Source organism: Amycolatopsis sp. A133, from assembly GCF_031082405.1.
Taxonomy (GTDB): Bacteria; Actinomycetota; Actinomycetes; order Mycobacteriales; family Pseudonocardiaceae; genus Amycolatopsis.
Window position 1 is genome coordinate 15,877 of the sequence record NZ_JAVHJU010000051.1, and the last position, 26,634, is coordinate 42,510.

Here is a 26,634-nt window from a genome sequence, read left to right on the forward strand (position 1 = left end):
CCAGCCATGGTCAACCAGTCGGACGACTCTGTCAACCATACGTTTGATTGAGTCCGGCAGTCGGTGGAAAAGGTGGGGGATCAGCCCTCGAGGACCTCCCGCAGCTTCTTGGCGAAGGCTTCGGGCTGCCCGGCGTAGCCGAACTCGCCGCCGAGGAAACCGCCGTGGTGACTCGGGAACACCGTGGCCTCCTGCCCGAGCAGCGCGGCGGTGCCGACCGCGGCACGCCCGGTGAGGACCTCGCGGGACTCCTCGCCGACGGCGACGACGATGCGCGTCGGCGCCGCGGTCAGCGCCTCGACGTCGAGCCGGTAGGCGGTCACTGCCAGGGAGCGGTCGGACAGCAGCGGGTCGTCGCGGCGGCCGTCGTCGTCGGCGGGCAGGCCGAACTGGGCCGGGTCCGCCGGCGGGAGCGCGAAGTAGGCGTCGGTGAACTCGCCCGGCCACGACGTCATCGCGAAGAACGCGGCCATCCCGGCCCCGAAGCCCTTGGCCCGGTAGGCGTCCCGCATCGCTTGCCCGGCCCGCTCGGCCGCGGCGGCGTCCGGCAGCGACCCGAGGAGCGGCGGCTCGTGGGCGACCAGGGTGCTGACGTCCCCGGGGTGGGCGGTGACCAGCGCGAGCGTGGCGACGGCGCCACCGCTGCTCCCGAACACCTCGACGGCGCCGGCCCCCAGCACCTGGATCACGGCGTGGAGGTCCTCCGCCTGGACGGCGGGGACGTGGTCCTCGCGCCCGTCCTTGCGGACGCTGCGCCCGAGCCCGCGCGGGTCGTAGGTGACAACGGTGCGGTCGGTGAAGTGCGAAGCCAGCGCGCCGAACCCCTCGGCGGTCATCGGCTGCCCGACCATGAGCAGCGGTGGCCGCGGGCTCTCGGCGGGCGACGGGCCGTGGACGTCGTAGACGATGTCGGCCTCGGGCGTTTCCAGCGTGTGCGTGGTGGCCATGGGTTCCTCCCCGGTTCAGGACTCTTCGGAGACTAAACCGGGGCACCGACAATTTCCGTCGAAGCGAGGAAGGCGAGCGGGCTAAGCCGTTACAAGGAGTAGAAGGAAGCCCGCTCATGGCCTCGCGTCGACAGGATATCCGGTGGGTCAGGCCGGGACCAACCGGTTAAGGGTCTCCAGCGTGATCACCGTCGACCCCGCCGGCAGCCCGTCCGGCCGGTGCAGGCCGACGAACGTGACCGGCTCCGCCGGCCGCGCGCCCGGCTCCCACACGCTCACCTCGGTGCCGCGCAGCAACCCGACGAGGTACCCGACGGTCAGGTACTTCCGCTCCACCAGGCCGCGCGCCAGCACGCTCGTGCTCGCCTGGTTCGTCTCGAGCCGGTTGAACCGGGGCGCGCCGGCGAGGTACAGGTGCAGCCAGGTCGCCGTCCACGTGCCGGCCCGGTCGCGCCCGAAAACCATCGGCAGCGCAACGCGGCCGCGGCCGCGCAGGTCCGAGCGGGTCCGCACGGTGCGGGGCTCGAACGGCGCGCCGGCCTGGGCCCGGTCGCGGAGCATCCAGCCGAACATCGACTCGGCGACGTCGTCGAAGCCTTCGCCGGAGAAGACGTTGACCTGCGGCACCACGTACGCGGCGTCGAGCGAGTCCAGCGGGATGTCGATGAACTCGGTCGCCCCGTGCGGTGCCTCGGTGAGGTCGCCCGAGTACACCGCGCCGCGGTCGTGGTAGTTGGTCCACGAAACGTGCCCGGCGTACCGGAAGTGGGAGTCCAGCAGCAACGCCGACAGGTCGAAGTCGGTGGATTCCCGCGCCTGCCGCCAGTAGGTGAAGAACCGTAGCACTTCCCCTTCGACGTGGGTGCGCGAACCGCGCGGCAGCACGGCGAACCCGTCCTCGGTCGCCTTCCCCGACAGCGGCAGCGCGACGTCGAGCACCGCCGGGTCGACCACCAGGCGCCCGAGGGCGGGCAGGCGGGCGGCGAGTTCGGCGTCGATCAGCGCACCGGCCCGGTCGATCACCTCGCGCGGCAGCGGCGGCCGGGTGTCGTCGGTGACCCACGCGCGACGGCCGCGCGTGGTGAACGCGCGAGCGGCGTCCGGCGAGGCCCGGTTCATCAGGTGCTCGCGCACGGAGCACAGCACCCGTCCGGACACCGAACCCAGCACCTGCCCCATGGCCGCGAGGACGGCGTCCGGCGCGTCGGCCTGCCGCAGCAGCCGGTCCAGCGACCGCATGAGCAGCCCCGGCGCGGCGGTCAGGACCTCGGCCGCGCGCGAGACGTCGCCGTCGGCGAACGCGCGCTCGGCCCGGCCGGCCACCGACGGCACCTTGCGGTCGCCGCGGGCGACGTCGAACACCTCGCGAGCACCCGGGTACGCCGCGGTCTCGTAGGCGTGCAGGTAGCTGCCCAGCCGCTTGAAGCGCTCGGCGAAGCGGGACACGTCACCGAGCTTGCCCGCGTTGTCCGCGACGACCCGGTCGAGCGCGGCCAGCAGCACGCGCCGCTCGCGGCGGGTGAAGCTGCGGAACCGGGTCGGTTCGGCCAGCGTGACGTCGCCGCCGCTGGCCTGGCACGCCGCGCGCAGCACGTCGGTCACGGTGTCCACCGCGACCAGCGGCCGTCCCCCGGCCAGCCGGGCCGCGTTGACCACGGCCCGGTTCTCGCGCACCGGCACGGCGTCGAGCTCGACGTCGCCGCAGCCGACGGCCAGCTCGGCGAGCAGCAGCAGGCCGGCCTCCCCCAGCGGGGTGACCGACTCGGCCAGGGACCGGTACAGCGAGTGGGTTTCCTCCTCGAGCGTGCCGCCCAGGTGGACGACGGTCACCCGGTCCTTGACCGACGCGATCAGCTCGTCGTGCTCGGCGAGCATGTCGGCGAAGCTGTGCTGGTACCGGCCGTAGCCCGGCAGCGTGAGCAGGTCGACGACCTCGGCGCCGCCGGTGTGGCGCAGGCACGAGACCCAGAATTCGACGGTGTCCGGCACGCGCCGCGGGAACTTCTTGAAGTAGGCGTTGTGCCGCACGTGGTCGCCGACCAGGCCGCGGACCGCGTCGACGACGGCCACGGCGAGGTCCATCGCCGCGCCGGTCTCGAGGGCGGCGAGGTGTTCGAGCAGCGCGCGATCGGCCTTGAACCCCACCGAGAGCAGGACGACGTCCAGCTGCCGCGCGACGGCCGATCCATCGCCGGCCGGTGCGGCGGCGCGCGGGACGCGCAGGGTGTGGCGGATGATCTTCTGCAGCATGGTCGGTCCCCAGGTCGGTGGTCGCGCGCCGTGGTGTCGATCCACGTCGGCGGAGCTTATGAGGCTCCGCTGGTTGCCGAACCGCACGCGTGGGTTGGCCGACCGGACTCGCACCGGTTTCGCCCGGGGTCACAGCCCGGGGCCTCGTCTCCTTCGGCTTCGGCCAACGTAGCGCGTCCGGGAGTCGAACCCGGGTCTCCCGGGTGAAAACCGGGAATCCATTCCACTGGACCAACGCGCCGAGCGCGCCCGCGTCCGTGCACTGATTGCGACGAAGACGAGCGCCGGAAAAAAGTTCGTGAAGCACGATATGAAGAAAAGCCGCCCGGATCGGTTTCCCGACGGGCGGCTCCCTGGCCATGACGAGCACTACATCATGACGGGGAGCCGGGAAGATGGTGCCACCGCAGGAAGAAAGCCATCGGCACACACGGGGCAGCGGCGGTGCGCCACGCCTCTCGCGTCCACATGTGCGTCATGACCACTCCTGGGGTTTCGTTGGTGTGGAGCCATCCTGCGACAGGCGAGCGCGGGAGGTCAACGCATTTACCGCATCGAGGCCAGGACCCGCCGGTCCCGGCCTCGACCGCGGAGAACTTCGTCAGTCAGCCGAAGGGTTTACCGGTCACTTGTAGAAATCGGCGACCTCGGTCCAGTCGCCGGTACTGTTGTTGACCAGGTAGACCTCGACGTAGTTGATGCCGCCGACCGGACCCGACTCGCTGAAGTGGAACGACTTCCGCTCGTTGTTCGCGGTCCGCGTCTGCTCACTCCAGAAGCTGCCTCCCGCGTAGAACCAGAACACGGCGGTCGTCGATCCGGCATTCCGGTCGTCGAAGACGGATCCCACGGCCGTGGCCGAACGGTTCGAGAACGAGATGTCCACGGTGATGCAGCCGCTGGTGCCGTTGCAGAGATCACCGACCATCGCCGACGACGCGAGTGCGGGCGCCGCACTCGCCGGGAAACCGGCCCCGACAAGACCGAGCACCGCGAACAAGGCAACCAGCAAAGAACGCTTCATTGTTTCCTCCCCTGAAAGGACGAATCGCTGCCAATACCGGCAGTGCCACGCGCAGCTCACCAACCCGGTTGATCCCCGGCGGCGTGGATCACCCGGATGGTCCAGACAGGCACGGCGATCGCGAGAGGGGCGGACGTGCGGGGCCGGGCTGAGACCCGAGGCCCTTCGAGGAGCCGGCAAGGGGGCTCGAACCCCTGACCTTCTGTTTACAAGACAGATGCTCTACCAGCTGAGCTATACCGGCCTGGCGCCAAGACGCCGCACACAGTGTACCGAGCCGCGTCCCATGATCCGTTCGGGAGGCAGGATCTGCAGGTCCAGGCCACTATGGAGCAACGTGGTGGACGCCACTGGATGATCCGTGCAACGGTCGGCGGGTGGGCGTCGATGGTCATCGGGAACGAGCGAGGAGGTGGATGGATCATGAAGATCAACGAGCGCACCAACGGGGGCCGGGCGACCAGATGGCCGCTCCTCGAACCGCCCGCTCAACGACCCCGGAGCCACCGCCCCAACCTGCTCAAGAGACGGCCGTGGCACGTGCTCGAAGCGCCCACCGGTGAGCTGCCCGCCGTCGACGCCGAAGAGGCCATGGGGCCACAGCTGCCCGATGAGGCCACCGTCAACTTCGTCCTCGACCTCAGCCTGCGCATCGGCGAGGTCCAGATGGCCAGCGGCGCCGGCGCGTCGGACGTCACCGCGACCATCATCGCCATCGCCGGCGCGCTCGGGCTGCCGCACTGCGAGGTCGACGTCATCTTCACCTCGATCACGGTGACCTGCCACCGCGGCACCGACCTGACGCCCATCACCGCGCTGCGCGTGGTGCGGAGCCGGAGCCTCGACTACACCCGGCTGACCGAGACCGAGAAGCTCGTCCGCAAGATCGTCCGCGGGCACATGGGCGCCGAGCAGGCGCAGACCGAGCTGGAGCGGATCACCTCGGCGCCGCACCCGTACCCGCGCTGGGTCGCGACGCTGTCCTGGGGCGGTGTCGCCGCGTTCGTCACGATCCTGCTCGGCGGCGGGTTCGACATCGCACTCGTCGCGTTCGTCATCAGCGGCGTCATCGACCGGGTCGGCCGGGTGGTGAACCGCTACGGGCTGCCGTTCTTCTTCCAGCAGGTGATCGGCGGCCTGGTCGCGACGCTGTCGGCCATGGTCATCGTCAGCGGCAACGTGCTGACCACGGACAAACCGACGCTGGTCGTGGCGGCCGCGGTCACCGTGCTGCTGTCCGGGCTGTCCACCGTCTCGGCCGTGCAGGACGCCATCACCGGCTACAACGTCACCGCCGCCGGCCGCACCATGGAGACCGCGCTGATGTCGGCGGGCCTGATCGCCGGGGTCGTGCTCGCCCTGCGGATCGCCGTCATGCTCGGCCTGCCCCGGACCCCGCTGCCGGAGGTGACCGGGTCGACGCCGCAGCAGCTGCCGCTCGTCGTGCTCGGCGGGGCCGGCGCGGCCGCCTGCTTCGCGCTCGCGAGCTACGCCAAGGTGCGCGCCATGCTGGTCGCGGCGGCCGCCGGCGGCATCGGCGCCGCCGTCTACGGCTCGCTCATGCTGGCCGAGCTGGACGGCGTCAGCTCGTCCGCGGTCGCCGCGACGCTGGTCGGTTTCTGCGGTGGCGTGCTCGCGCGACGACTCGGCGTTACTCCACTGGTCGTAGCCGTGTCCGGGATCACTCCGCTGCTTCCGGGCCTGTCGACCTACCGTGGTCTGTACCAGATCGGGGTCGAGCCGAGCGGCAACATCTCGACGCTCATGACAGCCGTCGCAATCGGGCTTGCGCTGGCCGCGGGCGTGGTACTCGGGGAATGGCTCGCCCAACCGGTCCGCACCGGGCTGGGCAGGCTCGAGCGGCGGTTCGCCGGACCACGCATGGCTGGTCCGCTCGAACCGACCGAACGGAGCTTGGAGTAACCCAGAGGTCACGGACTGTTCATCGCGCACGCGATAGGGTTTAACTCTGGGGCCGCGACCCAGGACGCGAGGAGCAGCAACTGTGAGTGACCAGAAGGAGAACTCGAACCAGGCCGATTTCGTCGTGGTGGCGAACCGGCTTCCGGTGGACCTCGAGCGCACGGCCGAAGGCGAGCGCCGCTGGACGGCCAGTCCCGGAGGGCTGGTGTCGGCGCTCGAGCCGTTCCTGCGGTCGAGGAAGGGCGCCTGGGTCGGCTGGCCGGGCGTGCCCGACGTCGACGTCGAGGAATTCGACGACGACGGCCTGGTGCTGCACCCGGTTTCGTTGAGCGCCGACGAGGTGCGCGACTACTACGAAGGTTTCTCCAACGCGACGCTCTGGCCGCTCTACCACGACGTCGTCGAGCGCCCGGTGTTCGACCGCGCGTGGTGGAACAGCTACGTCAAGGTGAACCGCCGGTTCGCGCTGGCCAGCGCCGAGGTCGCCGCCCCGGGCGCGACCGTGTGGATCCAGGACTACCAGCTCCAGCTGGTGCCGGCGATGCTGCGCGAGTTGAGACCGGACCTGCGCATCGGCTTCTTCCTGCACATCCCGTTCCCGCCGGTCGAGCTGTTCATGCAGATGCCGTGGCGTGCCGCGATCATCCGCGGCCTCACCGGCGCCGACCTGGTCGGCTTCCACCGCCCCGGCGGGGCGCAGAACTTCCTCTGGCTGTGCCGCCAGCTGATCGGCCTCGAGTCGACGCGTGGCGCGGTCGGCGTCCGGTCGCGGCCGGGCACGATGCAGGTCGGCGACCGCACCGTGCGGGTCGGCGCCTTCCCGATCTCCATCGACGCCGCCGGGCTCGACTCGCTGGCCCGCACCAAGGGCGTCCAGGAGCGGGCCGCCCAGCTGCGGCGCGACCTGGGCAACCCCAAGACGGTCCTGCTCGGCGTCGACCGGCTCGACTACACCAAGGGCATCGACCTGCGGCTGCAGGCGCTGCACGAGCTGCTGCACGAGGGCAGGCTCCAGCCGGACGACGTCACGTTCGTCCAGCTCGCCACCCCGAGCCGCGAGCGCGTCGAGCACTACCAGCGGATGCGCGGCGAGATCGAGCAGATGGTCGGGCGGATCAACGGCGAGTTCTCCCGCGTCGGCCACCCGGTTGTGCACTATTTGCACCAATCGGTCGACCGCACCGAACTGGCCGGCTTCTTCTCCGCTGCCGATGTCATGGTGGTGACACCGCTGCGCGACGGCATGAACCTGGTCTGCAAGGAGTACGTCGCCACCCGGCACGATCTGGGCGGTGCGCTGGTGCTTTCCGAGTTCGCGGGTGCGGCCGCGGAGCTCTCTAGCGCATTCCTCGTCAACCCCCACGACCTGGACGGGGTGAAGGACGCACTAGTGGCTGCCATTACGCTCGACCCGGCAGAGGGCCGTCGCCGGATGCGCGCCATGCGTCGCCAGGTCCTCACTCATGACGTCGACCGCTGGGCGCGCTCGTTCCTGCAAGCGTTGGGTGCCGAGGGGGTCGACTGACAGTCTTTGACCATGCATGAGCTCCTGAGGAGGAGTGTTGACTGCCGAGGCCCTGCCCGCCGAGCTACGGCGCGCGGTCGTCCAGATCGCCCGTTCTCCGCGTTTGCTGGTCGCCTGCGATTACGACGGCACGCTGGCACCCATCACGCTCAACCCGGACGAGGCACGCCCGCTGCCCGAGTCCGTCGGGGCCCTCAGATCGCTCGCCGGTCTGCACGAGACCACCACGGCGGTCATCTCCGGCCGTGCGCTGCGCGACCTGGCCACGCTGTCGCGGCTGCCGGCCGAGGTGAACCTCGTCGGCAGCCACGGCTCGGAGTTCGACATCGGCTTCATCCACGCCCTCGACGACAAGGCGCGGGAGCTGCACCGGCGGCTGGAGTCCGAGCTCGAGCAGCTCGTGCTGGACGTCCCGGGCGTGTCGCTCGAGGTCAAGCCGGCGAGCATCGCGGTGCACGTGCGCCGCGCCGAGCACGAGGCGGGCCGCCGCGTGCTCGCGGCCGTCCACTCCGGACCCTCCACGTGGGAAGGGGTGTCGACCACCGACGGCAAGGAGGTGGTCGAGCTGGCGGTCGTCCAGACGGACAAGGGCCGCGCGCTGGACATCCTCCGCCACCAGGTCGGCGCCACGGCGGCGATCTTCCTCGGCGACGACGTCACCGACGAGAAGGCCTTCGCCCGGCTCTCCGGCCCTGACCTGGGCATCAAGGTCGGTGACGGCGAGACCCTCGCCTCGTTCCGCGTGCCCGACACCGTGGACGTCGCGCTGGTCCTCGGCTTCCTGCTCGAGGAGCGCCGCAACTGGCTCTACGGCGAGTCGGCCCCGCCGATCGAGCGGCTGTCGATGCTGGCCAACGAGCGGTCGGTCGCGCTGCTGACCCCGGACGCCAAGCTGACCTGGCTGTGCCACCCCGGCCCGGACGCGCCCGCCGTGTTCGCCGACCTGCTCGGTGGCGAGGGCGCGGGCCACTTCTCCATCAAGCCGCACCGCAACGGCCTCCCGCTCGGCCAGCGCTACCTGCCGAACACGATGACGGTCGAGACGCGCTGGTCGCGCCTGCTCGTCACCGACTACCTCGAGCCGGAGAGCGCGCCGCACCGGACGGACCTCGTGCGCGTGATCTCGGGTGAGGCGGCGGCGAGCGTCAAGTTCGCGCCGCGGCCCGAGTTCGGCGGTGTACCGGTGAAGCTGGAGATCGTCGAAGGCGGCGTCCGGGTGCTCGGCACGTCGGAGCCGTTCGTGCTGTACTCGCCCGGCGTCGAGTGGACCATCACCTCGGACGGCCTGCACGACACGGCGGCCGCGCTCGTGCAGCCGACGCCGACCCGGCCGGTCGTCCTGGAGCTGCGCTGCGGCACCACGGACCTCGGCGAGCACGAATTGTCCGAAGTGGAACGCCGGGACCGCGCGGGCCGCTACTGGAGCGAGTGGACGTCGAAGCTGCAGCTCCCGACGGTGCAGACCGATCTGGTGCTGCGCTCGGCGCTGACGCTGCGCGGGCTGGTGAACACCGACACCGGTGGGGTGCTCGCCGCGGCGACGTCGTCGCTGCCGGAGGAGATCGGCGGGGTCCGCAACTGGGACTACCGCTACTGCTGGATCCGCGACGCGGCGATGACCGTGCGGGAGCTCGTGCACCTGGGTTCGATCGAGGAGGCCGAGGGCTACCTGCGGTGGCTGCACGGCGTGCTCGCCACGCTGGCCGGCCCGGAGCGGCTGCACCCGCTGTACACCCTTGCCGGCAGCGTCATCGGCGCCGAAGCGGTGATCGAGTCGCTGCCCGGTTATGCCGGTTCCCGGCCGGTCCGCGTCGGCAACCTGGCGAACCACCAGGTTCAGCTGGACGTCTTCGGCCCGGTCGTCGAGCTCGTGCAGACCCTGGCCACGGCGCGCGGCGAGCTGCGCGACGAGGACTGGCAGATGGTCCGCGCGATGGCGGAAGCCGTGACCCGGCGCTGGAACGAGCCGGACCACGGGATCTGGGAGGAGCGGCACGTGCCGCGCCACCGGGTCTACTCGCGGGTCATGTGCTGGGTGACCATCGACCGCGCGATCAAGCTGGGCGAGCAGTACGGCCGCGAGATCCCGGGCAACTGGCCGGGCCTGCGCGAGGACATCAAGTCCGACGTCCTCACGCACGGCTGGAACGACGAGGTCCAGGCCTTCACCACGGCCTACGACGGCACGGACCTGGACGCGGCGTCGCTGTTCGTCGGGCTCACCGGGCTGATCGACCCGGCCGACGAGCGCTTCCAGCACACGGTGACCGCGATCGAGGCGGAGCTGCGCAGTGGGTCCACTGTGTACCGCTACCGCCGCGACGACGGCCTGCCGGGCGGCGAGGGCGGCTTCCACATCTGCGCGGCGTGGCTGATCGAGGCGTACCTGCTCACCGGGCGGCGCACCGAGGCGCAGGAGCTGTTCGACCAGATCGTCGCGGCGGCCGGCCCGACGGGTCTGCTGCCGGAGCAGTACGACCCGATCGCGGAACGGTCGCTGGGCAACCACCCGCAGGCGTATTCCCACATCGGGCTCATCCGGTGCGCCAACTTGCTGGCGGCGAGTTAGCCCTTTCGGTCCGAAAGCCCCCGAAGGCCACCATGACGGCACCCAGTGCCCTTATGGTGGCCTTCGGAGCATTCCGGAGGTGAGCAGGGTGCAGGGGACGTTCGGACAGGTCGAGTTCGTGCCGCTGCCGCCCCGGTTCGCCGAGCGGGTGCGCTGGGGCTCGGTGGTCGTCGGCTGCTCGATGATCGCCGGGATGGTGCTGCTGTTCGGGCTGACGACGTACCTGCAGGGAGTCGTCCACGGGCACGCCTTCCCCGACACGCTCCTGGGCAAGGCCGCCGCCGTGCTGCCGCCGCTGGGCGTGCTGGCGATGGCCGTGCTGGTCCTGACGTGCCGCCGGTGCCTGCGCGGCGACTACCTCGTGGTGGCCAGTGCCGCGGCGACCCGCAACGCACTGCTGTTCACCTACGTGCTGACCCTGGTGCTGGTCCTCGGGTCGTGCGCGGTGCCGATCGTGTTCCGCGTGTGGCACGACACCCCGGACCTGCAGGCACCCGACCTGCTCACGACGTTCTCCACGCTCGCCTTCGCCACCATGGGGTTCCTGGCGGGGCTGGTGTACGTGCGGCCGTCGGTGCAGACGCTGCGGAAGTTCAGCGACCACCCGATCTGGTAAGCCCCAGTCCAAAGTAGACACGCGGTGCCCGGCCGGCGTCCGTCTGCGCCGAGTTGCAGAGATTTCTTTGCACAACTTTCTCTGCACGGCTACAGTGAGGTCATGACCAGCGCTCCACCACCGGAAGAGCTCGATCCGGACGCCCTCAAGGCCGTCACGCACCCGCTGCGCCGCCGGATTCTCGGCGTGTTGTCGGCCGGGCCGGCGACGGCCACGAAGCTCGCCAAGGCACTGGGCGAGAACACCGGCGCGACCAGCTACCACCTGCGGGAGCTGGCCCGGTTCGGGTTCGTCGAGGACGCCCCGGAGCTCGCGCGGGGCAAGGAACGGTGGTGGCGAACGCGGCCGCGGGACATCCGCTGGCCGCGCCGCAGCGAGCAGAGCGCCGAATCCCGGGTGCTCTTCGACGACATGCAGCGGCAGGGGTTCGAGGACGACCTCGAAAAGCTCAACCGGTTCGCGGAAAAGCGCGAGGAGCTGCCCGGCGGCTGGCCGGACGCACTGCTCTTCGCGCGCGGCGCCACGTGGCTCACCGAAGAGGAGCTGCAGCAGCTCTGGCAGGACTACATGGAGCTGTTCCGCCGGTACTGGCGACCCGAAGGCAACCCGCCGGCCGACCGGTCACCGGAAGCGCGGCGCGTGCTCGTGCGCTGGCTCGCGTTCCCGGATCCAGGGGAATGACATGACACCAGGGGGTTTTCCATGCGAAGAGGGGTTCTACTGGCCGGGGTGATCCTGGCGGTCACGGCGTTGGCGCCACCGGCGTCGGCGGCTTCCGTGACCAGCAACGACGTGACGTTCCGCAACGGCGGGGTGACCTTGCACGGCACCGTCGTCGCGCCGCCCGGCGGGACGAAGCTGCCGGGGCTGGTGATGGTCCACGGCTCGGGGGAGCACAGCCGGGACGACTACCGGTTCGAAGCGGAAGCCTTTGCCCGGCAGGGCATCGCGACACTCGTCTACGACAAGCGCACCGACGGCTATTCGCAGTTCGAACGCTCGTACTCGACGCTCGCGGACGACGCACTGGCCGCCGTCGAGGCGCTGCGGAAGCAACCGGGGGTCGATCCCGCCCGGGTCGGCGTCTGGGGGTTGAGCGAAGGCGGCTGGGTGGCGCCGCTGGCGGCTTCGCGCTCTTCCGACGTCGCTTTTGTCGTGACGCTGGGCGCGAACGGCGTCGAGCCGTCGCGGCAGCAGGCGTGGGCGATCGAGAACCAGCTGCGACGGCTGGGCATGGCCGGTTCGATCGTGCGGATGGCGTCGTCGACGATGATGCGCCAGCTCGTCGGCGGCGGGGTGTTCCCGGAGGCGCACTACGACCCGGTGCCGGTGCTGACGAGCCTGCGGCAGCCCGTGCTCGGGCTGTGGGGCGCGAAGGACGTCCTGACGCCGCCGGGCGAAGCGGTCCGGATCTTCCGGGAATCGGTGGCCCACCACACGTTGCGGGTCTTCCCGGACGCGCAGCACCAGCTGCGCCGGACCACCGACGGCTTCGACAAGCTGCCCGGGTACGCGCCCGGCTACCTCGAGCTGGTGGGCAGTTGGGTGAACCACCCGCCCGCCGCCTCGACGGCCGACGCACCGCCGGCGCAGGACCGGCCGAGCACCGCCGTGACGCCGCTCGCCTGGTACGAGCCGACGTGGCTGCAGCTCGCCGTGCCGGCGCTGCTGCTGGTGGCGTTCGCCTGGTACCCGCTTCTCCGGCGCGGTCCCGGGGCACGGCCGGCCCGCTGGCTGTCGGCGACCGGGCTGCTCACCGTGCTCGGTTTCCTGGTCGTCGACGTGCTGATCCAGCTGACCATGGGCAGGGGACTGGGCCCGGTCGTCGCCGGCCGGCCGCTGCCGTGGCTGGTGTTGCAGCTGCTTTCGCTGGGCGCGGTGGCCGCCACCATCGGCACGGCGGTGGCGTGGTGGCGGACCCGCGGCCACCGGCTCGGCGTTGTGCTCGCCGGCGGCGTGGTGTTCGTCCCGTGGGCGGTCTACTGGGGCCTGCTGGGCGTCTAGGCGGCGTAGCCCTTGGGCGGGATCAGCGTCGCGAGCTGGTTGAACGTCAGCCAGTAGAGCTGGTTCCCGCCGAAGTTCGCCGGGTCGGCGATCTTGACGGTCATGTCGGAGCTGTCGTACCCGATGACGGTGAAGTAGTGGTAGATCGTGTAGTTCGGGTAGCCCGGCGGGTGGTTGTTCGCGGGCGCGACGATGTTGGCGACGATCGGGTAGCCGTTGTTGATGTCGAGGACGATGTCGCGCCAGAGCAGATCACGCTGGGCCTGCGTGGGCGGGTCGTTCGGCATCTCCTTGGTCTCGTACCAGGAGGTGCCGAGGTCCCGGTTCAGCACGCCGGTGACCTGGCCGATCCAGTCGGTGCCGTTGGTGGTGGTGCCGAGCTGGGCCGCGAGGGTGGCCTGGCTGGGCAGGTTGCCGGTGCGCGCGGACATGGCGATCCGCGTGGCGGCCGGGCCGCACCAGTACCCGGTCTGCTGAACCTGGTATTGGACGTTGAGCACGGCTTCGGTGGTGGCTTGCGCCACGGCGGGCAGGGCGACGAGCCCCATGGCGGCCACGAGCGTGACGAAGCCCAGGCGGAATCTGCGCATGATGATCCTTCCCCAGTTTCGGCGCTGGTTGGCCAGCACCTCACCCGGGGATGATCTCGGCAAACTTCGCCGCTTGTCCCTCACCCGCACCCGGACGGATCACGACGAAGGTAGGTTCGCCCGTGAACGCTCGCGAAGGCTGCGGGCAACTGGGGGCATGCAGGTGATCCACGAGGGTGCGGAGCTCGGCGGGCCCGACCGTCCGGACCTGGGCGGACCCGAGCCCGGGCCGGCGTTCGGGCGGCTCTTCGACGCCCACGCCGCGCAGCTGCGCCGGTACCTGGCCCGGCGGGTCGGCGCCCAACCGGCGGACGACCTCGTCGCCGAGACGTTCCTGGTGGCGTTGCGCCGGCGCGAGAGCTACCGGCCGGAGCTGGGCACCGCCCGCTCGTGGCTCTACGGCATCGCCACGAACCTGCTGCGCCACCACGTGCGGTCCGAACTGCGCGGGCTGCAGGCCACCGCCCGGCTCGCGCGGACCGGCGAAGCCAGCCACGCGGGTCACGACGGCCGCGTCGCCGAGCAGGTCGACGCCCAGGCGCGCGCGGCTCAGCTGGCCGGCGCGCTGGCCCGGCTCAGCCCCGCCGACCGCGACACGCTGCTGCTCGTGTCGTGGGCCGGGCTGGAGCCGGCCGAGGTCGCCGAAGCACTCGGGATCCCGCCGGGTACCGTCCGGTCCCGGCTGCACCGGATCAGACGCTGGCTCAGGACGAACGCCCCGGCCCAAGAGGAGGTGCAGGATCTTGCCTGAAGACAACGTCCGGAAGATCTGGTCCGAAGCCGAACTCGACGCGGCCCTCGGCGACCTGCACAGCGACGTCGGCGACGACGACGGGCTCGCCTTCGCCCGCGCGTCGCTGCTCGCGGCGGCCGGCGTCGAGGAAGCCCCACCCGCCGGGCCGCGCCGGTCCGGGGCGTGGCGCTGGCTCGCCGTCGCCGCGGCCGTCGTCACGCTGGTCGGCGGCCTCGGCGTCGCCGCTGCCCGGTGGACGCCGGACGCGCCGGAGACGTCCCGGCCCGCCGCGCTCCCCGACCTCGACCGCCCGCTCGTGCCCGGCGAGTTCCGCTACACGGAGATGCGGGACTGGACCCTCTACGCCCGCAACGGGTTCCCGGCCAAGGCCCAGCGGCGGATCGAACTCTGGATCCCGGCCGATCCGGCCGGCGTTTGGCACCGGCGCACGACGCTGACGGACGCGGAGCACCGGGCGGACGGCAAGACCGCCGAACCACCCCCCGGCCCCGTCGACGAGTACGGGCCGGGCGGGGTGTTCGCCGCTCAGCACTACCTGAACTGGCTGACCCCCGACGCGGCGTTCATCGCCTCGCTGCCCCCCGACCGGCAAAAACTGGCCCAGCGGCTGGCCTCCGACACACTCGACGTCGACGACCCCCGCAAAGGCCGGATGCACTCCGCCACGGACGCGCTCGGCATGGTCCGGAGCGTGCTGGAAACCGGCCTGCTCCGGCCGGACGTCCGGTTCGCGCTGCGCGACGCGCTCGCGAGCTTCCCGGGCATCGGCGTCATGCCCGGCCGGACGACCTCGGACGGCAGGACGGCCACCGTCTACGTGGACCTCAAACTGGGCGGGCGGCTGTTCCTCGACCCGGCGACGGCGCACCTGCTGGCCGCGGACCGCGCGCCGACCCCGGCGATGCTCTCCGACAAGGAGACACCGCTGAACCCACCGCAGAGCGGCGTGAGCGTGCCGAACACCACGACCACGCAGCGGCCCCTTTCCCCGCAGCGGCCCGAGGGCCCGGACACGGAGTACTCCTACGCCATCACGCGGACCTCGGGGTGATCAGCGCGCGTGGCCGGCGGCGTTCAGCGCGTCCGCGACGTTCGCCACCTCCAGCACCCGGATCCCGGCGGGCGGCTTGCCCGAGTCCGGCGGCACCAGCGCGTGCGTGAACCCGAGCCGGGCCGCCTCCGCCAGGCGGCGGCCCACGCTCGGCACGCGCCGGATCTCCCCCGCCAGCCCGACCTCGCCCACCGAGACCAGCCGTGGCGAGAGGGCGACGTCTTCGAAGCTCGACGTCAGCGCCAGCACCAGCGCCAGGTCGATGCCCGGCTCGGTGATCTTCATGCCGCCGACCGTGGCCGCGTAGACGTCCTTGTCGCCGAGCTTCAGCCCGCCGCGCTTCTCCAGCACGGCCAGCACCATCGCCACCCGCGCGGAGTCGAGGCCGCTGACCGCGCGCCGCGGCTGGGGCGCCGACGTCGCCGACACCAGCGCCTGCACCTCGCCCAAGAGCGGCCGCTTGCCCTCCATCGAGACCGTGATCGCCGTGCCGGACACCGGCTCGGCCGTGCGGCTCATGAACAGCCCCGACGGGTCCGGCACCCCGACGATGCCTTCTTCCTGCAGCTCGAAGCAGCCGATCTCGTCGGATGCGCCGAACCGGTTCTTGATGCCGCGGAGCATCCGCAGCGTCGAATGCTTGTCGCCCTCGAACTGCAGCACCACGTCCACGAGGTGCTCCAGCACGCGCGGGCCGGCCACCGAGCCGTCCTTCGTGACGTGCCCCACCAGCACCACCGGCAGCCCGCGCTCCTTGGCCAGCGCGACCAGCCCGGACGTCACCGCGCGGACCTGCGTCACGCCGCCGGGCGAGCCGTCGACCTGCGGGGACGCCATGGTCTGCACCGAGTCGACGATCAGCATCCCCGGCTTGACGTCGTCGACGTGCCCGAGGATGGCCGACAGGTCGCTCTCGGCGGCCAGGTACATCCGGTCGTGGACGTTGCCCGTTCGCTCGGCGCGCAACCGGACCTGGCCCGCGGACTCCTCGCCCGTGACGTACAGGGAGCGGTCGACCGTCTTGGCCCACTGGTAGGCGACCTCGAGCAGCAGGGTCGACTTGCCGACCCCCGGCTCACCCGCGAGCAGCACCACCGCGCCCGGCACCAGGCCACCGCCGAGCACCCGGTCGAGCTCGGACACGCCGGTGTGCCGGGCACGCGCCGCTTCGACGTCGACTTCGCCGATCGGCCGCGCGGGCGCACTCGGCGCCCCGGCCGCGACGCGCTGGATGGCCGGCTTGGCCGGCGCCCCGCGCTCCTCGAGCGAGCCCCATTCCTGGCACTCCGGACACCGGCCCAGCCACTTGGCCGCTTCGTAGCCGCAGCCGGAGCAGCGGTAGGTGGTCCCCTTCTTCACCCCGCGAGGCTATCGGCGACCACCGACAAAACCGGGACCTACTCCTTGACGTGCGACGGCGCCGCGACCGGCAGGTCGACCGTGACCGGTCCGGCGTTCTTGAAGACGAACGTGACCTTGATGACCTGGCCGGGCCAGAGCGGCTGCTTCAACGCGGACAGCGTCACCGTGGCCTGGCCGATCTTCTCCGGCGCGGTCGGCGTCGCGGCCGGGCCGGACGACGGGACCTCGGAGGTGGCCGTGGCGGTCAGGTTGCCGGGGCTGTTGGAGGCGGAGCTGCTGCCGGCCGGCGCGCTCGAAGACGTCGGAGCGCTCGACGACGAGGACGGCGCACCCGAGGACGTGGGCTGCACCTCGTTCGTGGACTCGGCGGCGTCGTCCGGGCCGATCACCAGCGAGTGCGCCGCGACGATGGTCTTGGAGCCGTCGATGGTCGCCTGGCCGCCGCCTTCGGTGGTCACCGAGACGAGTGAGTCGTCCTGGGCGCCGCGGTTCACGATCGTCAGGGTCAGCGCCGGGGTCGCGCCGGCCGCGTAGCCCGGGCCGGACGTCGGGTACTGGACCGCGGCGTTGCGCAGGTCGATGTTCTTGACCTGGGCGTGCGTCCCGTTGACCGCGGCCTGCTGCGTCGAGGTCTGGGTGATCTGGCCGGCCCCGCACCCGGCGAGCACGAGCGCGGCACCGAGCGCCAGCACGCCCGCACCGAGCACGCGACGATTCTGCAGCCTCACGTCGCAGTCCTTCCCTTTTCACGGCCTCGTCGCCCCGAAGACTAGCCGGGGTCGATCTCCCGCGCGGAACCGGTGTGCGCTGCCGGGCCGCCCCGACCAAGATCAACCGTCCACAAAGGAATTCCCGGCCTGTGACGAAACGCTTCCCCGCTACCTGCGTGAGCACGGGGGTCCGACGTTTGTCAACCCCCGCTCAGGCCGCTGACCTGCGAGGACGAGTCCGGCCCGCTAGGTGGGCACTGGCGGCCCGTGCTAGGATGGAGTCAGCGAAAGGGGCAGAGGACACATGGTTTTCAAGGTCGGAGAGACCGTCGTCTACCCGCACCACGGTGCCGCACTCATCGAAGCCATCGAGACCCGCGTGATCAAGGGCGAGGAAAAGAAGTACCTCGTCCTCAAGGTCGCGCAAGGGGATCTCACGGTTCGCGTGCCCGCAGACAACGCCGAGATCGTCGGCGTTCGCGATGTCGTCGGGCAAGAAGGACTGGACAAGGTCTTCGACGTGCTGCGTGCTCCGCACACCGAAGAGCCCACCAACTGGTCTCGTCGGTACAAGGCCAACCTCGAGAAGCTCGCCTCCGGCGATGTGAACAAGGTGGCCGAAGTGGTGCGCGACCTCTGGCGGCGAGAGAAGGACCGCGGACTTTCAGCCGGCGAGAAGCGCATGCTGGCGAAGGCGCGGCAAATTCTGGTCAGCGAGCTCGCGCTCGCGGAGGGCACCGACGAGGACAAGGCTGAGGTCCTCCTCGACGAAGTTCTGGAAACCGCGACGGTCTGAGCCCAGGGCATCCCGCTCGCCGGGCGAGTGGGTGCCTCTACGATCGCGTACCGATGAACGTCGTCGTGATCGTGACCGTCGCACATCATGCCTCCGACTGGGAGCTCGCTCTCACGCCGGTCCATGGTGAGGCGCTACTCACGCACACCGTGCGGGGGCTGCTGGACGTGCCGGAAATCTCTTCGGTGTTCGTGGCGGCCCCCCAGCGGTGTGCGTCGTCGTTTTCCGAGGCGGTTCGCGGCCTCGGCTGCCGGGTCGTCCCCGGCTCGCTCCGGCAGGCCTTCGCCGCCGTCGAGCCCGAGCTTTCCCGTGACTCAGTTGTACTCCTCCATGACGCTCTGCGTGCCTTCATTCCTGCGCAAACGGTGAGTGACGTAATCAGCGCGGTCCGTGACGGCGCTGATGTGGTGGTTCCGGTGCTGCCGATGGCCGACACGGTGAAGGTGACCGACGCGGCTTCCCTGATCGTCGGCACGGAGGACCGCACGCGGCTCCGCACCCTTCAGACGCCGGTGGGTTACACGCTCGCGGCGTTCCGGCCGGACCTCGCCCCGGCGGGTGCGGCGACGGTCCCGGGCCACCCGGATGCGATGCGCGTCACCACCGATTTCGAACTGTCACTGGCCGAGGCGATCGCGGCGGCACCGAAGAACGAGGAGACGCTGTGAGGATCGGCAACGGGGTGGACGTCCACCCGATCGAGGCGGGCCGCGAGTGCTGGATGGCGGGCCTGCGGTGGCCGGGGGTGGACGGCTGCGCGGGCCATTCGGACGGCGACGTCGCCGCCCACGCCCTGTGCGACGCCCTGCTGTCGGCGGCGGCCCTCGGCGACCTCGGCGCGGTGTTCGGCACGGGCGACCCGCGGATGGACGGCGCGCACGGGACGGACATGCTCGCCGAGGTCAGGGGCCTGATCGAGGCGGCGGGCTGGCGAGTGGGGAACGCCACGGTCCAGATCGTCGGCAACACCCCGCGGGTCGGGAAGCGGCGCGAAGAGGCCCAGAAGGTGCTGTCGGAAGCGGTGGGCGGCCCGGTGAGCGTTTCCGGGACGACGTCGGACGGCTTGGGGCTGACCGGCCGCGGCGAGGGCATCGCGGCCTTCGCGACGGCGTTGCTGCTCGCGGCGGAATAGGGCCGCACCGGCGCCGGTTCGGCGTGATATGGCCCTCACTCTTCCGGACGCCGTCCGCGCGCTGATCGACGGGAAGAACTTCGCCACGGTCGCCACCCTCGATCCCGACGGCGGACCGCAGACCTCCGTCGTCTGGGTCGGTCTCGACGACGGCGAGCTCGTCTTCAGCGCGACCGAGGACCGCCGGAAGGTCCGCAACCTGCGGCGCGATCCCCGCATCAGCGTCTCGATCACCGACGCCGAAAACCCGTACCGGCACACGCAGCTGCGCGGCACCGTGACGATCACCCCCGACCCCGGCAAGGCGCTCCCCAGGGCCCTCAGCCACAAGTACCTCGCCCAGGACCCACCGCCCGAGGGCGCCGACGTCCAGCGGGTGATCGTGCGGCTGAAAGCCGAGAAGATCGCCGGCAACGTGAAATAGGGTCCAGACCATGGGTGTGACATTCAACGAGGCCACCAAGGCCCTGCTCGACGGCACCAGCTACCCCGTCGTCGCCACGACCAACGCCGACGGCTCGCCGCAGACCTCCGTCGTCTGGGCCAAGCGGGACGGGGACACCGTCGTCTTCGTGACCGTCCAGGGCCGGCGCAAGGAGCGCAACATCCGGCGCGACCCCCGCGTCTCGCTCTCCGTCTTCGACCTGGCCGATCCGGAGAACTACGTCGAGATCCGCGGCCGCGCCGAGGTCACCGCCGAAGGCGGCCGCGAGCTGAACGACGAGCTGGCCCGCAAGTACACCGGCACGGTCTTCCCGCCCGAGCCCGCCGACGTCGTGCGCGTGCTCGTGCGCGTTGTCCCCGAACACATCACAGGGCATTTGGCCTGATGGTCCCGTTAGGCTGACGTCATGACGATCAGGGCGGTGTTGTTCGACTTCTCCGGCACGCTCTTCCGGCTCGAGCAGGACGAGTCCTGGCTCACCGAACTGACGAACCACGACGGCGAGCCGCTCGACGTCGAGGCGCAGGCCGAGCTGATGCGCCGGATGACCGCACCGGTCGGGCAGGTCGTCGAGCTCGACGCCGAGCACGTGCACGCCTGGCAGCACCGCGATCGCGACCCCGCGCTGCACCGGAAGGTCTACCTCGAGGTGCTCCGGAAGTCGGGCGTCCCGCACGCCGGCCAGGCGCAGGCCCTCTACGACCGGCTCATCGATCCCAGCCAGTGGACGCCGTACCCGGACACCGAAGCGGCGCTCAAGGCCGCCGCCGAGCGGGGGCTGAAGGTGGGCGTCCTCAGCAACATCGCCTTCGACATCCGGCCCGCTTTCACCGCCCGCGGGTGGGACGCCTACGTCGACGAGTTCGTCCTGTCCTTCGAGGTCGGGGCGGTCAAGCCGGAGCTGGAGATCTTCCGCAAGGCCGTCGCGAGCCTCGGCGTGCCGGCCACCGAGACGCTGATGGTCGGCGACAGCGAGGAGGCCGACGGCGGCGCCCGCGCGCTCGGCTGCGAGTTCGCGCTGGTCGACCCGCTGCCGACCGCCGAACGACCGGACGCCCTGCTCACGGCGTTGCGCGGCTTCGGCGTCGCCTGAGGGCCAGAGACGTCCCTCACGCCGCACCCCGTACCCTTTGAGGGTGGCCCTTCACCTTTTCGACACAGCGACCCGGAGCGTGCGGGAGTTCCACCCCGTCCGTAGCGGAACGGCGTCGATCTACGTGTGTGGGGCCACCGTGCAGGGCGTTCCGCACATCGGGCACGTGCGCGGGGTGCTGAACTACGACGTCCTGCGCCGCTGGCTCGTCCACAGTGGACTGGACGTGCTGCTGGTCCGCAACGTCACGGACATCGACGACAAGATCCTCGTCAAGGCCGCCGAGCACGAGCGGCCCTGGTGGGAGTGGGGCGCGACGCACGAGCGCGCCTTCGAGACCGCGTACGAGCAGCTCGGCTGCCTGCCGCCGTCGATCAACCCGCGCGCGACCGGGCACGTCACCCAGATGGTCGAGCTGATGGAACGCCTCATCGAGGGCGGCCACGGCTACGTCGCGGACGGCGACGTCTACTTCTCGGTGAAGTCGTTCGACGACTACGGCAAGCTGTCCGGCCAGGTCCTCGAGGACGTCCAGCAGGGCGAGACGCCGACCCGCGGCAAGCGCGACCCGCGCGACTTCACCATGTGGAAGAGCGCGAAGCCGGGCGAGCCGTCGTGGCCGACGCCGTGGGGGCAAGGCCGGCCGGGCTGGCACCTCGAGTGCTCGGCGATGGCGACGGCGTACCTCGGCGCGGAGTTCGACATCCACGGCGGCGGGATCGACCTGGTCTTCCCGCACCACGAGAACGAGCGCGCCCAGTCCAACGCGGCGGGCGACGCGTTCGCCCGGTTCTGGCTGCACAACGCGTGGGTCACCATGTCGGGCGAGAAGATGTCGAAGTCGCTCGGCAACACCGTGTCGATCCCGGCGATGCTGGAGCGCTACCGGGCGCCGGAGCTGCGGTACTACCTGGTCCAGCCGCACTACCGGTCGACCATCGAGTACTCCGACAAGGCGCTTTCCGAAGCCGCCACCGGCTACCAGCGGATCGAGCAGTTCCTGCGCCGCGCCGCCGCGGCGGGCGAAGTGACGATCGGCACGCTCCCCGAGGCGTTCGCGAACGCCCTCGACGACGACCTCGCCACCCCGCAGGCGTTCGCCGTGGTCCACACCACGGTGCGGGACGGTAACGCCGCCCTCGACGCGGGCGACACCTCCAAGGCACTCGGATTCGCCGCGGCCGTCCGCGCGATGACCGACGTGCTCGGCCTCGACCCGCTGTCCGCGCGCTGGTCCGAGGCGGGCGGTTCCGACACGCCCACCAAAGAAGCGCTGTCCCGGATCGTCGAAGGGCTGCTGGCCGAGCGCCAGCAGGCCCGGGCCGAGAAGGACTTCGCCCGCGCGGACGCCGCCCGTGACCGCCTCCAGCAGGCGGGCATCGTGGTGGAGGACACCCCCAACGGTCCTCAGTGGACTGTGAAGTCCGACTGAACCGTTCTCTACGCAAGGAAACTTTCACCATGGCAGGCAACTCGCGGCGCCAGGGCGCGATCCGCAAGACGGGCACCAAGAAGGGCGCCGTCGTCGGCTCGGGCGGTCAGCGCCGCAAGGCCCTCGAAGGCAAGGGCCCGACCCCGAAGGCGGAGGATCGCCCCGGGCACAAGGCCTATCGCCAGAACAACGCGGCGGCCAAGCGCGACCAGGCCCGGCAGAAGAAGGCCGACAAGCCGGAGCTGATCGCCGGGCGCAACCCGGTGGTCGAGGCGCTGCGCGCGGACGTCCCCGCGACCGCGCTGTACGTCGCGCTGAACATCGAGGTCGACGACCGCGTGAACGACGCCGTCCGGCTGGCCGGCGACAAGGGCATCTCGATCCTGGAGATCCCGCGCGAGGAGCTGGACCGCAAGACCAACCGGGCCGTGCACCAGGGCCTGGGCCTGCAGGTCCCGCCGTTCGAGTACGCCCACCCGGACGACCTGATGGCGGCGGCGCGCAACTCGGGCGAGGTGCCCCTGTTCGTCGCGCTCGACGGCGTCACCGACCCCCGCAACCTGGGCGCGGTGATCCGCTCGGCGGCCGCGTTCGGTGCGCACGGTGTGCTGCTGCCGGAGCGGCGCAGCGCGGGCATGACGGCGGTGGCGTGGCGGACGAGCGCGGGCACGGCGGCGAAGCTGCCGATCGCGGTGGCCACGAACCTGACGCGTCAGCTCAAGGCGTGGGCGAACGACGGCCTGATGCTGGTCGGCCTGGACGCCGACGGTTCGGTGGACATCGACGAGCTGGAGCTGGCCGCGGACCCGCTGGTCATCGTGCTGGGCTCGGAGGGCCGCGGCCTGTCGCGCCTGGTGCGCGAGACGTGCGACGCAACGGTGTCGATCCCGATGGCGGCGGGCGTGGAGTCCCTCAACGCCTCGGTGGCGGCGGGTGTGCTGCTGGCCGAGGTGGCGCGGCGGCGCCGAGCCGCCGGGCGGGTCTGACACCGCCACCCAGTCGGGTTAAGGTCACCGTCGGATAGACCGAGGGGACCCGATGTCGTTCGTTTCGCCGCTCTTCTTGTGGTACTTCATGCCGGCGGTGCTCATCGCCGTGCTGGTGTGCCCGCGGAGCTGGCGAAACGGCATCATCGCGGTCGGCAGCCTGCTGTTCTACACGATCGGCGCCGGCGGCTTCGTGTTCCTGCTGCTCGGCTGCATGGTCGTCAACTTCCTGGTCGGCCCGATGCTGGCGCCGAGCCCGTGGGACGTCCAGGGCGTCCGGCGCCGGCGCATCCTCATCGCGGTGGTGGCGCTGGACGTCGCGGTGCTGCTGATCTGGAAGTACGCCGGGTTCGCCACGCAGCAGATCGCGGCGGTGGCGCACTGGTTCGGCGGCAGCGTGCCGGTCGCGAGCCTGGTGGTCCCGATCGGCATCTCGTTCTACACGTTCCACCACATCTCGTACGTGGTGGACATCTATCGGGGCGAGCGCCAGGCCCTGCGCAACCCGGTGTCGTTCGCGGCGTACATCGCGATGTTCCCGCAGCTGGTGGCGGGCCCGATCGTCCGGTACCGCGAGATCGCCGACCAGCTCCCCCAGCTGCGTTCCCACCGCCTCGACGACATCGCGGCGGGCTTCCCGAGGTTCGCACTGGGCCTGTGCAAGAAGACGATCATCGCGGACTCCCTGAGCCCGCTGGTCGAGGCGTGTTTCAAGGTCCCACCGGACCAGATGACGTTCGCCACGGCCTGGCTCGGCGCAATCGGCTACACGCTGCAGCTGTTCTTCGACTTCTCGGGTTACTCGGACATGGCGATCGGCTTGGGCCGCATGCTGGGCTTCAGGTTGCCGGAGAACTTCGCCAGACCGTATTCCGCGGTGACGATCACGGAGTTCTGGCGCCGCTGGCACATGAGCTTGAGCCGCTGGTTCCGCGACTACGTGTACATCCCCCTGGGCGGCAACCGCCACGGAGCAGCGCGCACGTATCGGAACCTGTGCATAGTGTTCGTCTTGACGGGCTTCTGGCACGGAGCGCAGTGGACGTTCCTGGTGTGGGGCTGCTACCACGGAGCACTGCTGGTGATCGAGCGCCGCTTCGCCCTGGACCTGGATCCGGCCACCCCGTGGAAGCGCTACCTCCGCAGAGCCCTGACGATGTTCCTGGTGGTAATCGGCTGGGTGTTCTTCCGCAGCCCCGACCTGGGCCACGCACTGTCGATGATCGGCCACATGCTCCTCCCCGACTTCAATGGCCTGGGCGCAGGAGTGGACCAAGCGCTGACCAACCAGCGCACGATCTTGATGCTGGCAGCCTTGACGGTGTTCGTATTACCGGCCCACCCGGTAACGGGCCCCCTACTGGAGTCTTCCCGCAGCCGCCCGGCAACGGCACTGCGAATAGGAGTGATGACGGTGGGCTTGCTGTACGCGGCAATCCTGATAGCAACAGGAACATTCAGCCCATTCTTGTACTACCAGTTCTAAGGCCCCCGCCACACACCCACCGCAGCAGACCCACACACGCACGCCCCCCGGCCACACCCCCCACCGACCCGATAAGCAGCCATCTTCAGCGGCCGCCGCACCGGGTCAAGGCACGCTTTCCCGCCTTGACCCGGTGTGGCGGCCGTTGAACGATCAGGCGTCGGGCCGGTGGAAACTCCCGACCAGGAACAGGAAGCCGAAGGATGACCGACCTCGCCAAGGTCCCCGGAGTAATCCCGTACGTGGACAACCACAACGGCCCCCGCCGCCTCCTGACCGTAGAAATCCCCCACCTGGGCCACACAGTCCGCGCCTACGCACCGATAGCCAGCATCGACGGCCGCCAATACATCGTCTCCTGGGGCTCGGTCTCCTTCGAAATCCCCGCCGACCGCAACGTCCACGTGAGCGTCCACCTCCACACGAACAGCGGCCACGAACACACGATCACCCCGTTCGCCTCGCTGGTCCTCTCCCCCCACCCCGCCCCGATCCGCCTGGTCGCCCAGTTCGTCCCCACCCAGGGCCCGGAAGGCGCACTGGTCCCGATCGGCTGACACCCGATCAGCGGGGCCGTCACGAACGCGTGAAAGCCTGACCCGGTGCTGACCACGCGGTACCTCTTCCTCACCCGCCACGCCGAAGCGGGCCGGGACGGAAGACTCACCGAAGCGGGCCGGCGCCAAGCCGTCCTGCTCGGCCGCCGCCTCCGCGACGTCCCCGTCACCTCGATCCACCACGGCCCCCTCCCGCGTGCCGCGCACACCGCGCACCTCATCGCCGAGCAGCTCCCCGGCGTCCCCCTCCACGTCGAGGAGGCAGCGGGCGACTTCGTCCCCTACACGCCGAAGCGCGAGGAACTGCCCGAGACGTCCGGCGATCTCCTGCTCGCCTTCGCCCGGCAGTTCCCGCCCGCCGACGAAGACCTGGCCGCCGAGGCCGAGCGCCGGTTCAGCGGGGCGGTACCGGGCGGCGAGCCACGCTACGAAGTGCTCGTCACGCACAACTTCCTCGTCGGGTGGCTCGTCCGCGCCGCGCAGGACGCGCCGCCGTGGCGGTGGCTCACCTTCAGCCACGCCCACGCCGGCCTGACCGTCCTGCAGTACTCGCCCGGGCGGCCCGCCTCGCTGCTGACCTACAACGACCTGAGCCACCTCCCCGCCGAACTGCGGTGGACGGGCTTTCCGCCGGATTTCTACGTTCCGTAATCGATGGACGCGGAGCGTAGTAGCCCGGAAAACCGCTCTCGCCCGAATGGCCGAGCCTGTCAGGATGCGCGGATGAGCCCCGTTCCGTCGCCCACGTCCGATCGGCCGAGTGACTACCTCGCCGCCGACGCCGTCGTCGACCACGAGCACCCGTCGATCCGCGCGCTGATCGGCACCTTGCGACCTGCCGGCGACAATCCCGCCGAACGCGCAAAAGCCGCGTTCCTCTTCGTGCGCGACCAGGTCGAGCACGTCATCGACGCCGGCGATCCGCGGGTCACCTGGCGGGCGTCGGACGTCCTGCGCGAGCGCGTCGGGATCTGCCACGCGAAGGCGCACCTGCTCGCCGCTTTGCTTAGGGCACAAGGGATTCCGGCCGGTTTCTGCTACCAGGAGCTCTCCGCGCTGCACGGGTTGACTGCCGTGTACCTGCACGGCAAGTGGTCGCGCCTCGACGCCCGCGGCAACCGCACGGGCGCCGGCGGGGAGTTTTCGCTCGACGTGGAGAAACTCGCCTGGCCGGTGGACACCGCCCGCGGCGAGCGCGATCACCCGGAGATCCACCCGGCTCCCGCACCGGTCGTCGTCGACTTCCTGATGACCGTCGAGCCGGGTCCCGGCTGGTACGAAAAGGGGCTGCCGCGCACCCTTTGATCATGGTTTTCCGTTATTTTCGGAAAACCGGCCAACTCGGTGAATTATTGCCGAGAGTGACGTCCGTCCGTCAGCCC

Annotated in this window: 26 protein-coding genes and 2 tRNA genes; 20 read left to right on the forward strand and 8 right to left on the reverse strand. The window is 70.7% G+C overall.

Features of this window, described 5'->3' with window-relative positions; translation table 11 throughout:
* Positions 1-80: 80 nt before the first annotated feature.
* The 5 genes from Q5425_RS30175 to Q5425_RS30195 all read right to left on the reverse strand — a co-directional run bounded on the left by Q5425_RS30175 (position 81) and on the right by Q5425_RS30195 (position 4,465).
* Entirely contained in the window at positions 81-947 is an 867-nt protein-coding gene (locus Q5425_RS30175; RefSeq protein WP_308675733.1) for an alpha/beta hydrolase, read from the reverse strand.
* 147 nt (positions 948-1,094) lie between these two features.
* Positions 1,095-3,197, reverse strand: a complete 2,103-nt coding sequence (locus tag Q5425_RS30180) for a hypothetical protein (protein WP_308675734.1) — start codon at positions 3,195-3,197, stop codon at positions 1,095-1,097.
* A 169-nt stretch (positions 3,198-3,366) separates the two neighbouring features.
* Positions 3,367-3,438 (reverse strand) — tRNA-Glu (locus Q5425_RS30185).
* Between the two features lie 384 nt (positions 3,439-3,822).
* Positions 3,823-4,221, reverse strand: a complete 399-nt coding sequence (locus Q5425_RS30190; RefSeq protein WP_308675735.1) for a hypothetical protein — start codon at positions 4,219-4,221, stop codon at positions 3,823-3,825.
* Between the two features lie 171 nt (positions 4,222-4,392).
* Positions 4,393-4,465: transfer RNA gene (locus tag Q5425_RS30195), tRNA-Thr, on the reverse strand.
* A 179-nt stretch (positions 4,466-4,644) separates the two neighbouring features.
* Between Q5425_RS30195 and Q5425_RS30200 the strand changes: the two genes are divergently transcribed.
* The 6 genes from Q5425_RS30200 (at position 4,645) to Q5425_RS30225 (ending at position 12,858) form a co-directional block, all read left to right on the forward strand.
* Positions 4,645-6,144, forward strand: a complete 1,500-nt coding sequence (locus Q5425_RS30200; RefSeq protein WP_308675736.1) for a threonine/serine exporter family protein — start codon at positions 4,645-4,647, stop codon at positions 6,142-6,144.
* An 82-nt stretch (positions 6,145-6,226) separates the two neighbouring features.
* Complete coding sequence (locus tag Q5425_RS30205) at positions 6,227-7,669, forward strand: trehalose-6-phosphate synthase (protein WP_308675737.1); 1,443 nt, start codon at positions 6,227-6,229, stop codon at positions 7,667-7,669.
* A 34-nt stretch (positions 7,670-7,703) separates the two neighbouring features.
* Positions 7,704-10,238, forward strand: a complete 2,535-nt coding sequence (gene otsB, locus Q5425_RS30210) for a trehalose-phosphatase (protein ID WP_308675739.1) — start codon at positions 7,704-7,706, stop codon at positions 10,236-10,238.
* Between the two features lie 79 nt (positions 10,239-10,317).
* Positions 10,318-10,854 carry a hypothetical protein gene (locus tag Q5425_RS30215; protein ID WP_308675740.1) on the forward strand — a complete coding sequence of 179 codons (537 nt, stop codon included), beginning with the start codon at positions 10,318-10,320 and terminating at the stop codon, positions 10,852-10,854.
* 102 nt (positions 10,855-10,956) lie between these two features.
* Positions 10,957-11,535, forward strand: coding sequence for a helix-turn-helix domain-containing protein (locus Q5425_RS30220; RefSeq protein ID WP_308675741.1), 579 nt, complete (start codon positions 10,957-10,959; stop codon positions 11,533-11,535).
* A 48-nt stretch (positions 11,536-11,583) separates the two neighbouring features.
* Positions 11,584-12,858 carry a serine aminopeptidase domain-containing protein gene (locus Q5425_RS30225; RefSeq protein ID WP_308675948.1) on the forward strand — a complete coding sequence of 425 codons (1,275 nt, stop codon included), beginning with the start codon at positions 11,584-11,586 and terminating at the stop codon, positions 12,856-12,858.
* On the opposite strand, the gene Q5425_RS30230 is transcribed toward Q5425_RS30225, so the two are convergent.
* A complete protein-coding gene (locus tag Q5425_RS30230; RefSeq protein ID WP_308675742.1) occupies positions 12,855-13,448 on the reverse strand; it encodes a C39 family peptidase in 594 nt (197 codons plus the stop codon). The two genes, Q5425_RS30225 and Q5425_RS30230, sit on opposite strands and share 4 nt — an antisense overlap.
* 157 nt (positions 13,449-13,605) lie before the next feature.
* Here Q5425_RS30230 and Q5425_RS30235 point away from each other — a divergent pair, with 157 nt between their 5' ends.
* Entirely contained in the window at positions 13,606-14,199 is a 594-nt protein-coding gene (locus Q5425_RS30235) for a sigma-70 family RNA polymerase sigma factor (RefSeq protein ID WP_308675743.1), read from the forward strand.
* On the forward strand, positions 14,192-15,253 hold the full coding sequence (locus tag Q5425_RS30240) for a hypothetical protein (RefSeq protein ID WP_308675744.1): 1,062 nt from the start codon (positions 14,192-14,194) through the stop codon (positions 15,251-15,253). The genes Q5425_RS30235 and Q5425_RS30240 overlap by 8 nt, the downstream gene beginning before the upstream one ends.
* On the opposite strand, the gene radA is transcribed toward Q5425_RS30240, so the two are convergent.
* Both radA and Q5425_RS30250 read right to left on the reverse strand, forming a co-directional pair.
* Positions 15,254-16,612, reverse strand: coding sequence for a DNA repair protein RadA (gene radA / locus Q5425_RS30245; protein WP_308675745.1), 1,359 nt, complete (start codon positions 16,610-16,612; stop codon positions 15,254-15,256).
* Positions 16,613-16,650: 38 nt separating this feature from the next.
* Entirely contained in the window at positions 16,651-17,343 is a 693-nt protein-coding gene (locus Q5425_RS30250) for a hypothetical protein (protein WP_308675746.1), read from the reverse strand.
* 286 nt (positions 17,344-17,629) lie between these two features.
* On the opposite strand from Q5425_RS30250, the gene Q5425_RS30255 reads away from it, so the two are divergent.
* From Q5425_RS30255 to Q5425_RS30310, 12 genes are all read left to right on the forward strand, one after another.
* Positions 17,630-18,121 (forward strand): CarD family transcriptional regulator, encoded by a 492-nt coding sequence (locus tag Q5425_RS30255; protein WP_004559016.1) that lies wholly within the window; start codon positions 17,630-17,632, stop codon positions 18,119-18,121.
* A gap of 53 nt (positions 18,122-18,174) precedes the next feature.
* Positions 18,175-18,789: a 2-C-methyl-D-erythritol 4-phosphate cytidylyltransferase gene (locus tag Q5425_RS30260; RefSeq protein WP_308675747.1), complete on the forward strand. Its 615-nt coding sequence runs from the start codon at positions 18,175-18,177 to the stop codon at positions 18,787-18,789.
* On the forward strand, positions 18,786-19,253 hold the full coding sequence (gene ispF / locus Q5425_RS30265; protein WP_308675748.1) for a 2-C-methyl-D-erythritol 2,4-cyclodiphosphate synthase: 468 nt from the start codon (positions 18,786-18,788) through the stop codon (positions 19,251-19,253). Before Q5425_RS30260 ends, ispF begins: the two co-directional genes overlap by 4 nt.
* Positions 19,254-19,281: 28 nt before the next feature.
* Positions 19,282-19,677, forward strand: coding sequence for a PPOX class F420-dependent oxidoreductase (locus tag Q5425_RS30270; protein ID WP_308675749.1), 396 nt, complete (start codon positions 19,282-19,284; stop codon positions 19,675-19,677).
* A gap of 10 nt (positions 19,678-19,687) precedes the next feature.
* Positions 19,688-20,083: a PPOX class F420-dependent oxidoreductase gene (locus Q5425_RS30275; protein WP_308675750.1), complete on the forward strand. Its 396-nt coding sequence runs from the start codon at positions 19,688-19,690 to the stop codon at positions 20,081-20,083.
* 21 nt (positions 20,084-20,104) lie between these two features.
* Positions 20,105-20,791 (forward strand): HAD family hydrolase, encoded by a 687-nt coding sequence (locus Q5425_RS30280; protein WP_308675751.1) that lies wholly within the window; start codon positions 20,105-20,107, stop codon positions 20,789-20,791.
* Between the two features lie 43 nt (positions 20,792-20,834).
* Positions 20,835-22,223 carry a cysteine--tRNA ligase gene (gene cysS / locus Q5425_RS30285; protein ID WP_308675752.1) on the forward strand — a complete coding sequence of 463 codons (1,389 nt, stop codon included), beginning with the start codon at positions 20,835-20,837 and terminating at the stop codon, positions 22,221-22,223.
* A gap of 29 nt (positions 22,224-22,252) precedes the next feature.
* Entirely contained in the window at positions 22,253-23,209 is a 957-nt protein-coding gene (gene rlmB, locus Q5425_RS30290) for a 23S rRNA (guanosine(2251)-2'-O)-methyltransferase RlmB (protein ID WP_308675753.1), read from the forward strand.
* 52 nt (positions 23,210-23,261) lie between these two features.
* Positions 23,262-24,695, forward strand: coding sequence for an MBOAT family protein (locus Q5425_RS30295; protein ID WP_308675754.1), 1,434 nt, complete (start codon positions 23,262-23,264; stop codon positions 24,693-24,695).
* A 203-nt stretch (positions 24,696-24,898) separates the two neighbouring features.
* The gene (locus Q5425_RS30300) at positions 24,899-25,252 is read left to right on the forward strand and encodes a hypothetical protein (RefSeq protein ID WP_308675755.1); all 354 of its coding nucleotides are present in this window, start codon (positions 24,899-24,901) and stop codon (positions 25,250-25,252) included.
* Between the two features lie 45 nt (positions 25,253-25,297).
* Positions 25,298-25,903 carry a histidine phosphatase family protein gene (locus tag Q5425_RS30305; RefSeq protein ID WP_308675756.1) on the forward strand — a complete coding sequence of 202 codons (606 nt, stop codon included), beginning with the start codon at positions 25,298-25,300 and terminating at the stop codon, positions 25,901-25,903.
* A gap of 72 nt (positions 25,904-25,975) precedes the next feature.
* A complete protein-coding gene (locus tag Q5425_RS30310; protein WP_308675757.1) occupies positions 25,976-26,557 on the forward strand; it encodes a transglutaminase family protein in 582 nt (193 codons plus the stop codon).
* The last annotated feature ends 77 nt before the right edge of the window (positions 26,558-26,634 follow it).

What these genes read in the sequence shown, in the direction of transcription:
- Q5425_RS30175 (WP_308675733.1), bottom strand. Translation starts at nt 947, where the DNA reads ATGGCCACCACGCACACGCTGGAAACGCCCGAGGCCGACATCGTCTAC.
- Q5425_RS30270 (WP_308675749.1), top strand. Translation starts at nt 19,282, where the DNA reads ATGGCCCTCACTCTTCCGGACGCCGTCCGCGCGCTGATCGACGGGAAG.
- Q5425_RS30190 (WP_308675735.1), bottom strand. Translation starts at nt 4,221, where the DNA reads ATGAAGCGTTCTTTGCTGGTTGCCTTGTTCGCGGTGCTCGGTCTTGTC.
- Q5425_RS30235 (WP_308675743.1), top strand. Translation starts at nt 13,606, where the DNA reads ATGCAGGTGATCCACGAGGGTGCGGAGCTCGGCGGGCCCGACCGTCCG.
- rlmB (WP_308675753.1), top strand. Translation starts at nt 22,253, where the DNA reads ATGGCAGGCAACTCGCGGCGCCAGGGCGCGATCCGCAAGACGGGCACC.
- Q5425_RS30200 (WP_308675736.1), top strand. Translation starts at nt 4,645, where the DNA reads ATGAAGATCAACGAGCGCACCAACGGGGGCCGGGCGACCAGATGGCCG.
- Q5425_RS30310 (WP_308675757.1), top strand. Translation starts at nt 25,976, where the DNA reads ATGAGCCCCGTTCCGTCGCCCACGTCCGATCGGCCGAGTGACTACCTC.
- Q5425_RS30295 (WP_308675754.1), top strand. Translation starts at nt 23,262, where the DNA reads ATGTCGTTCGTTTCGCCGCTCTTCTTGTGGTACTTCATGCCGGCGGTG.
- Q5425_RS30300 (WP_308675755.1), top strand. Translation starts at nt 24,899, where the DNA reads ATGACCGACCTCGCCAAGGTCCCCGGAGTAATCCCGTACGTGGACAAC.
- Q5425_RS30180 (WP_308675734.1), bottom strand. Translation starts at nt 3,197, where the DNA reads ATGCTGCAGAAGATCATCCGCCACACCCTGCGCGTCCCGCGCGCCGCC.
- Q5425_RS30275 (WP_308675750.1), top strand. Translation starts at nt 19,688, where the DNA reads ATGGGTGTGACATTCAACGAGGCCACCAAGGCCCTGCTCGACGGCACC.
- Q5425_RS30260 (WP_308675747.1), top strand. Translation starts at nt 18,175, where the DNA reads ATGAACGTCGTCGTGATCGTGACCGTCGCACATCATGCCTCCGACTGG.
- Q5425_RS30230 (WP_308675742.1), bottom strand. Translation starts at nt 13,448, where the DNA reads ATGCGCAGATTCCGCCTGGGCTTCGTCACGCTCGTGGCCGCCATGGGG.
- Q5425_RS30280 (WP_308675751.1), top strand. Translation starts at nt 20,105, where the DNA reads ATGACGATCAGGGCGGTGTTGTTCGACTTCTCCGGCACGCTCTTCCGG.
- Q5425_RS30220 (WP_308675741.1), top strand. Translation starts at nt 10,957, where the DNA reads ATGACCAGCGCTCCACCACCGGAAGAGCTCGATCCGGACGCCCTCAAG.
- Q5425_RS30255 (WP_004559016.1), top strand. Translation starts at nt 17,630, where the DNA reads ATGGTTTTCAAGGTCGGAGAGACCGTCGTCTACCCGCACCACGGTGCC.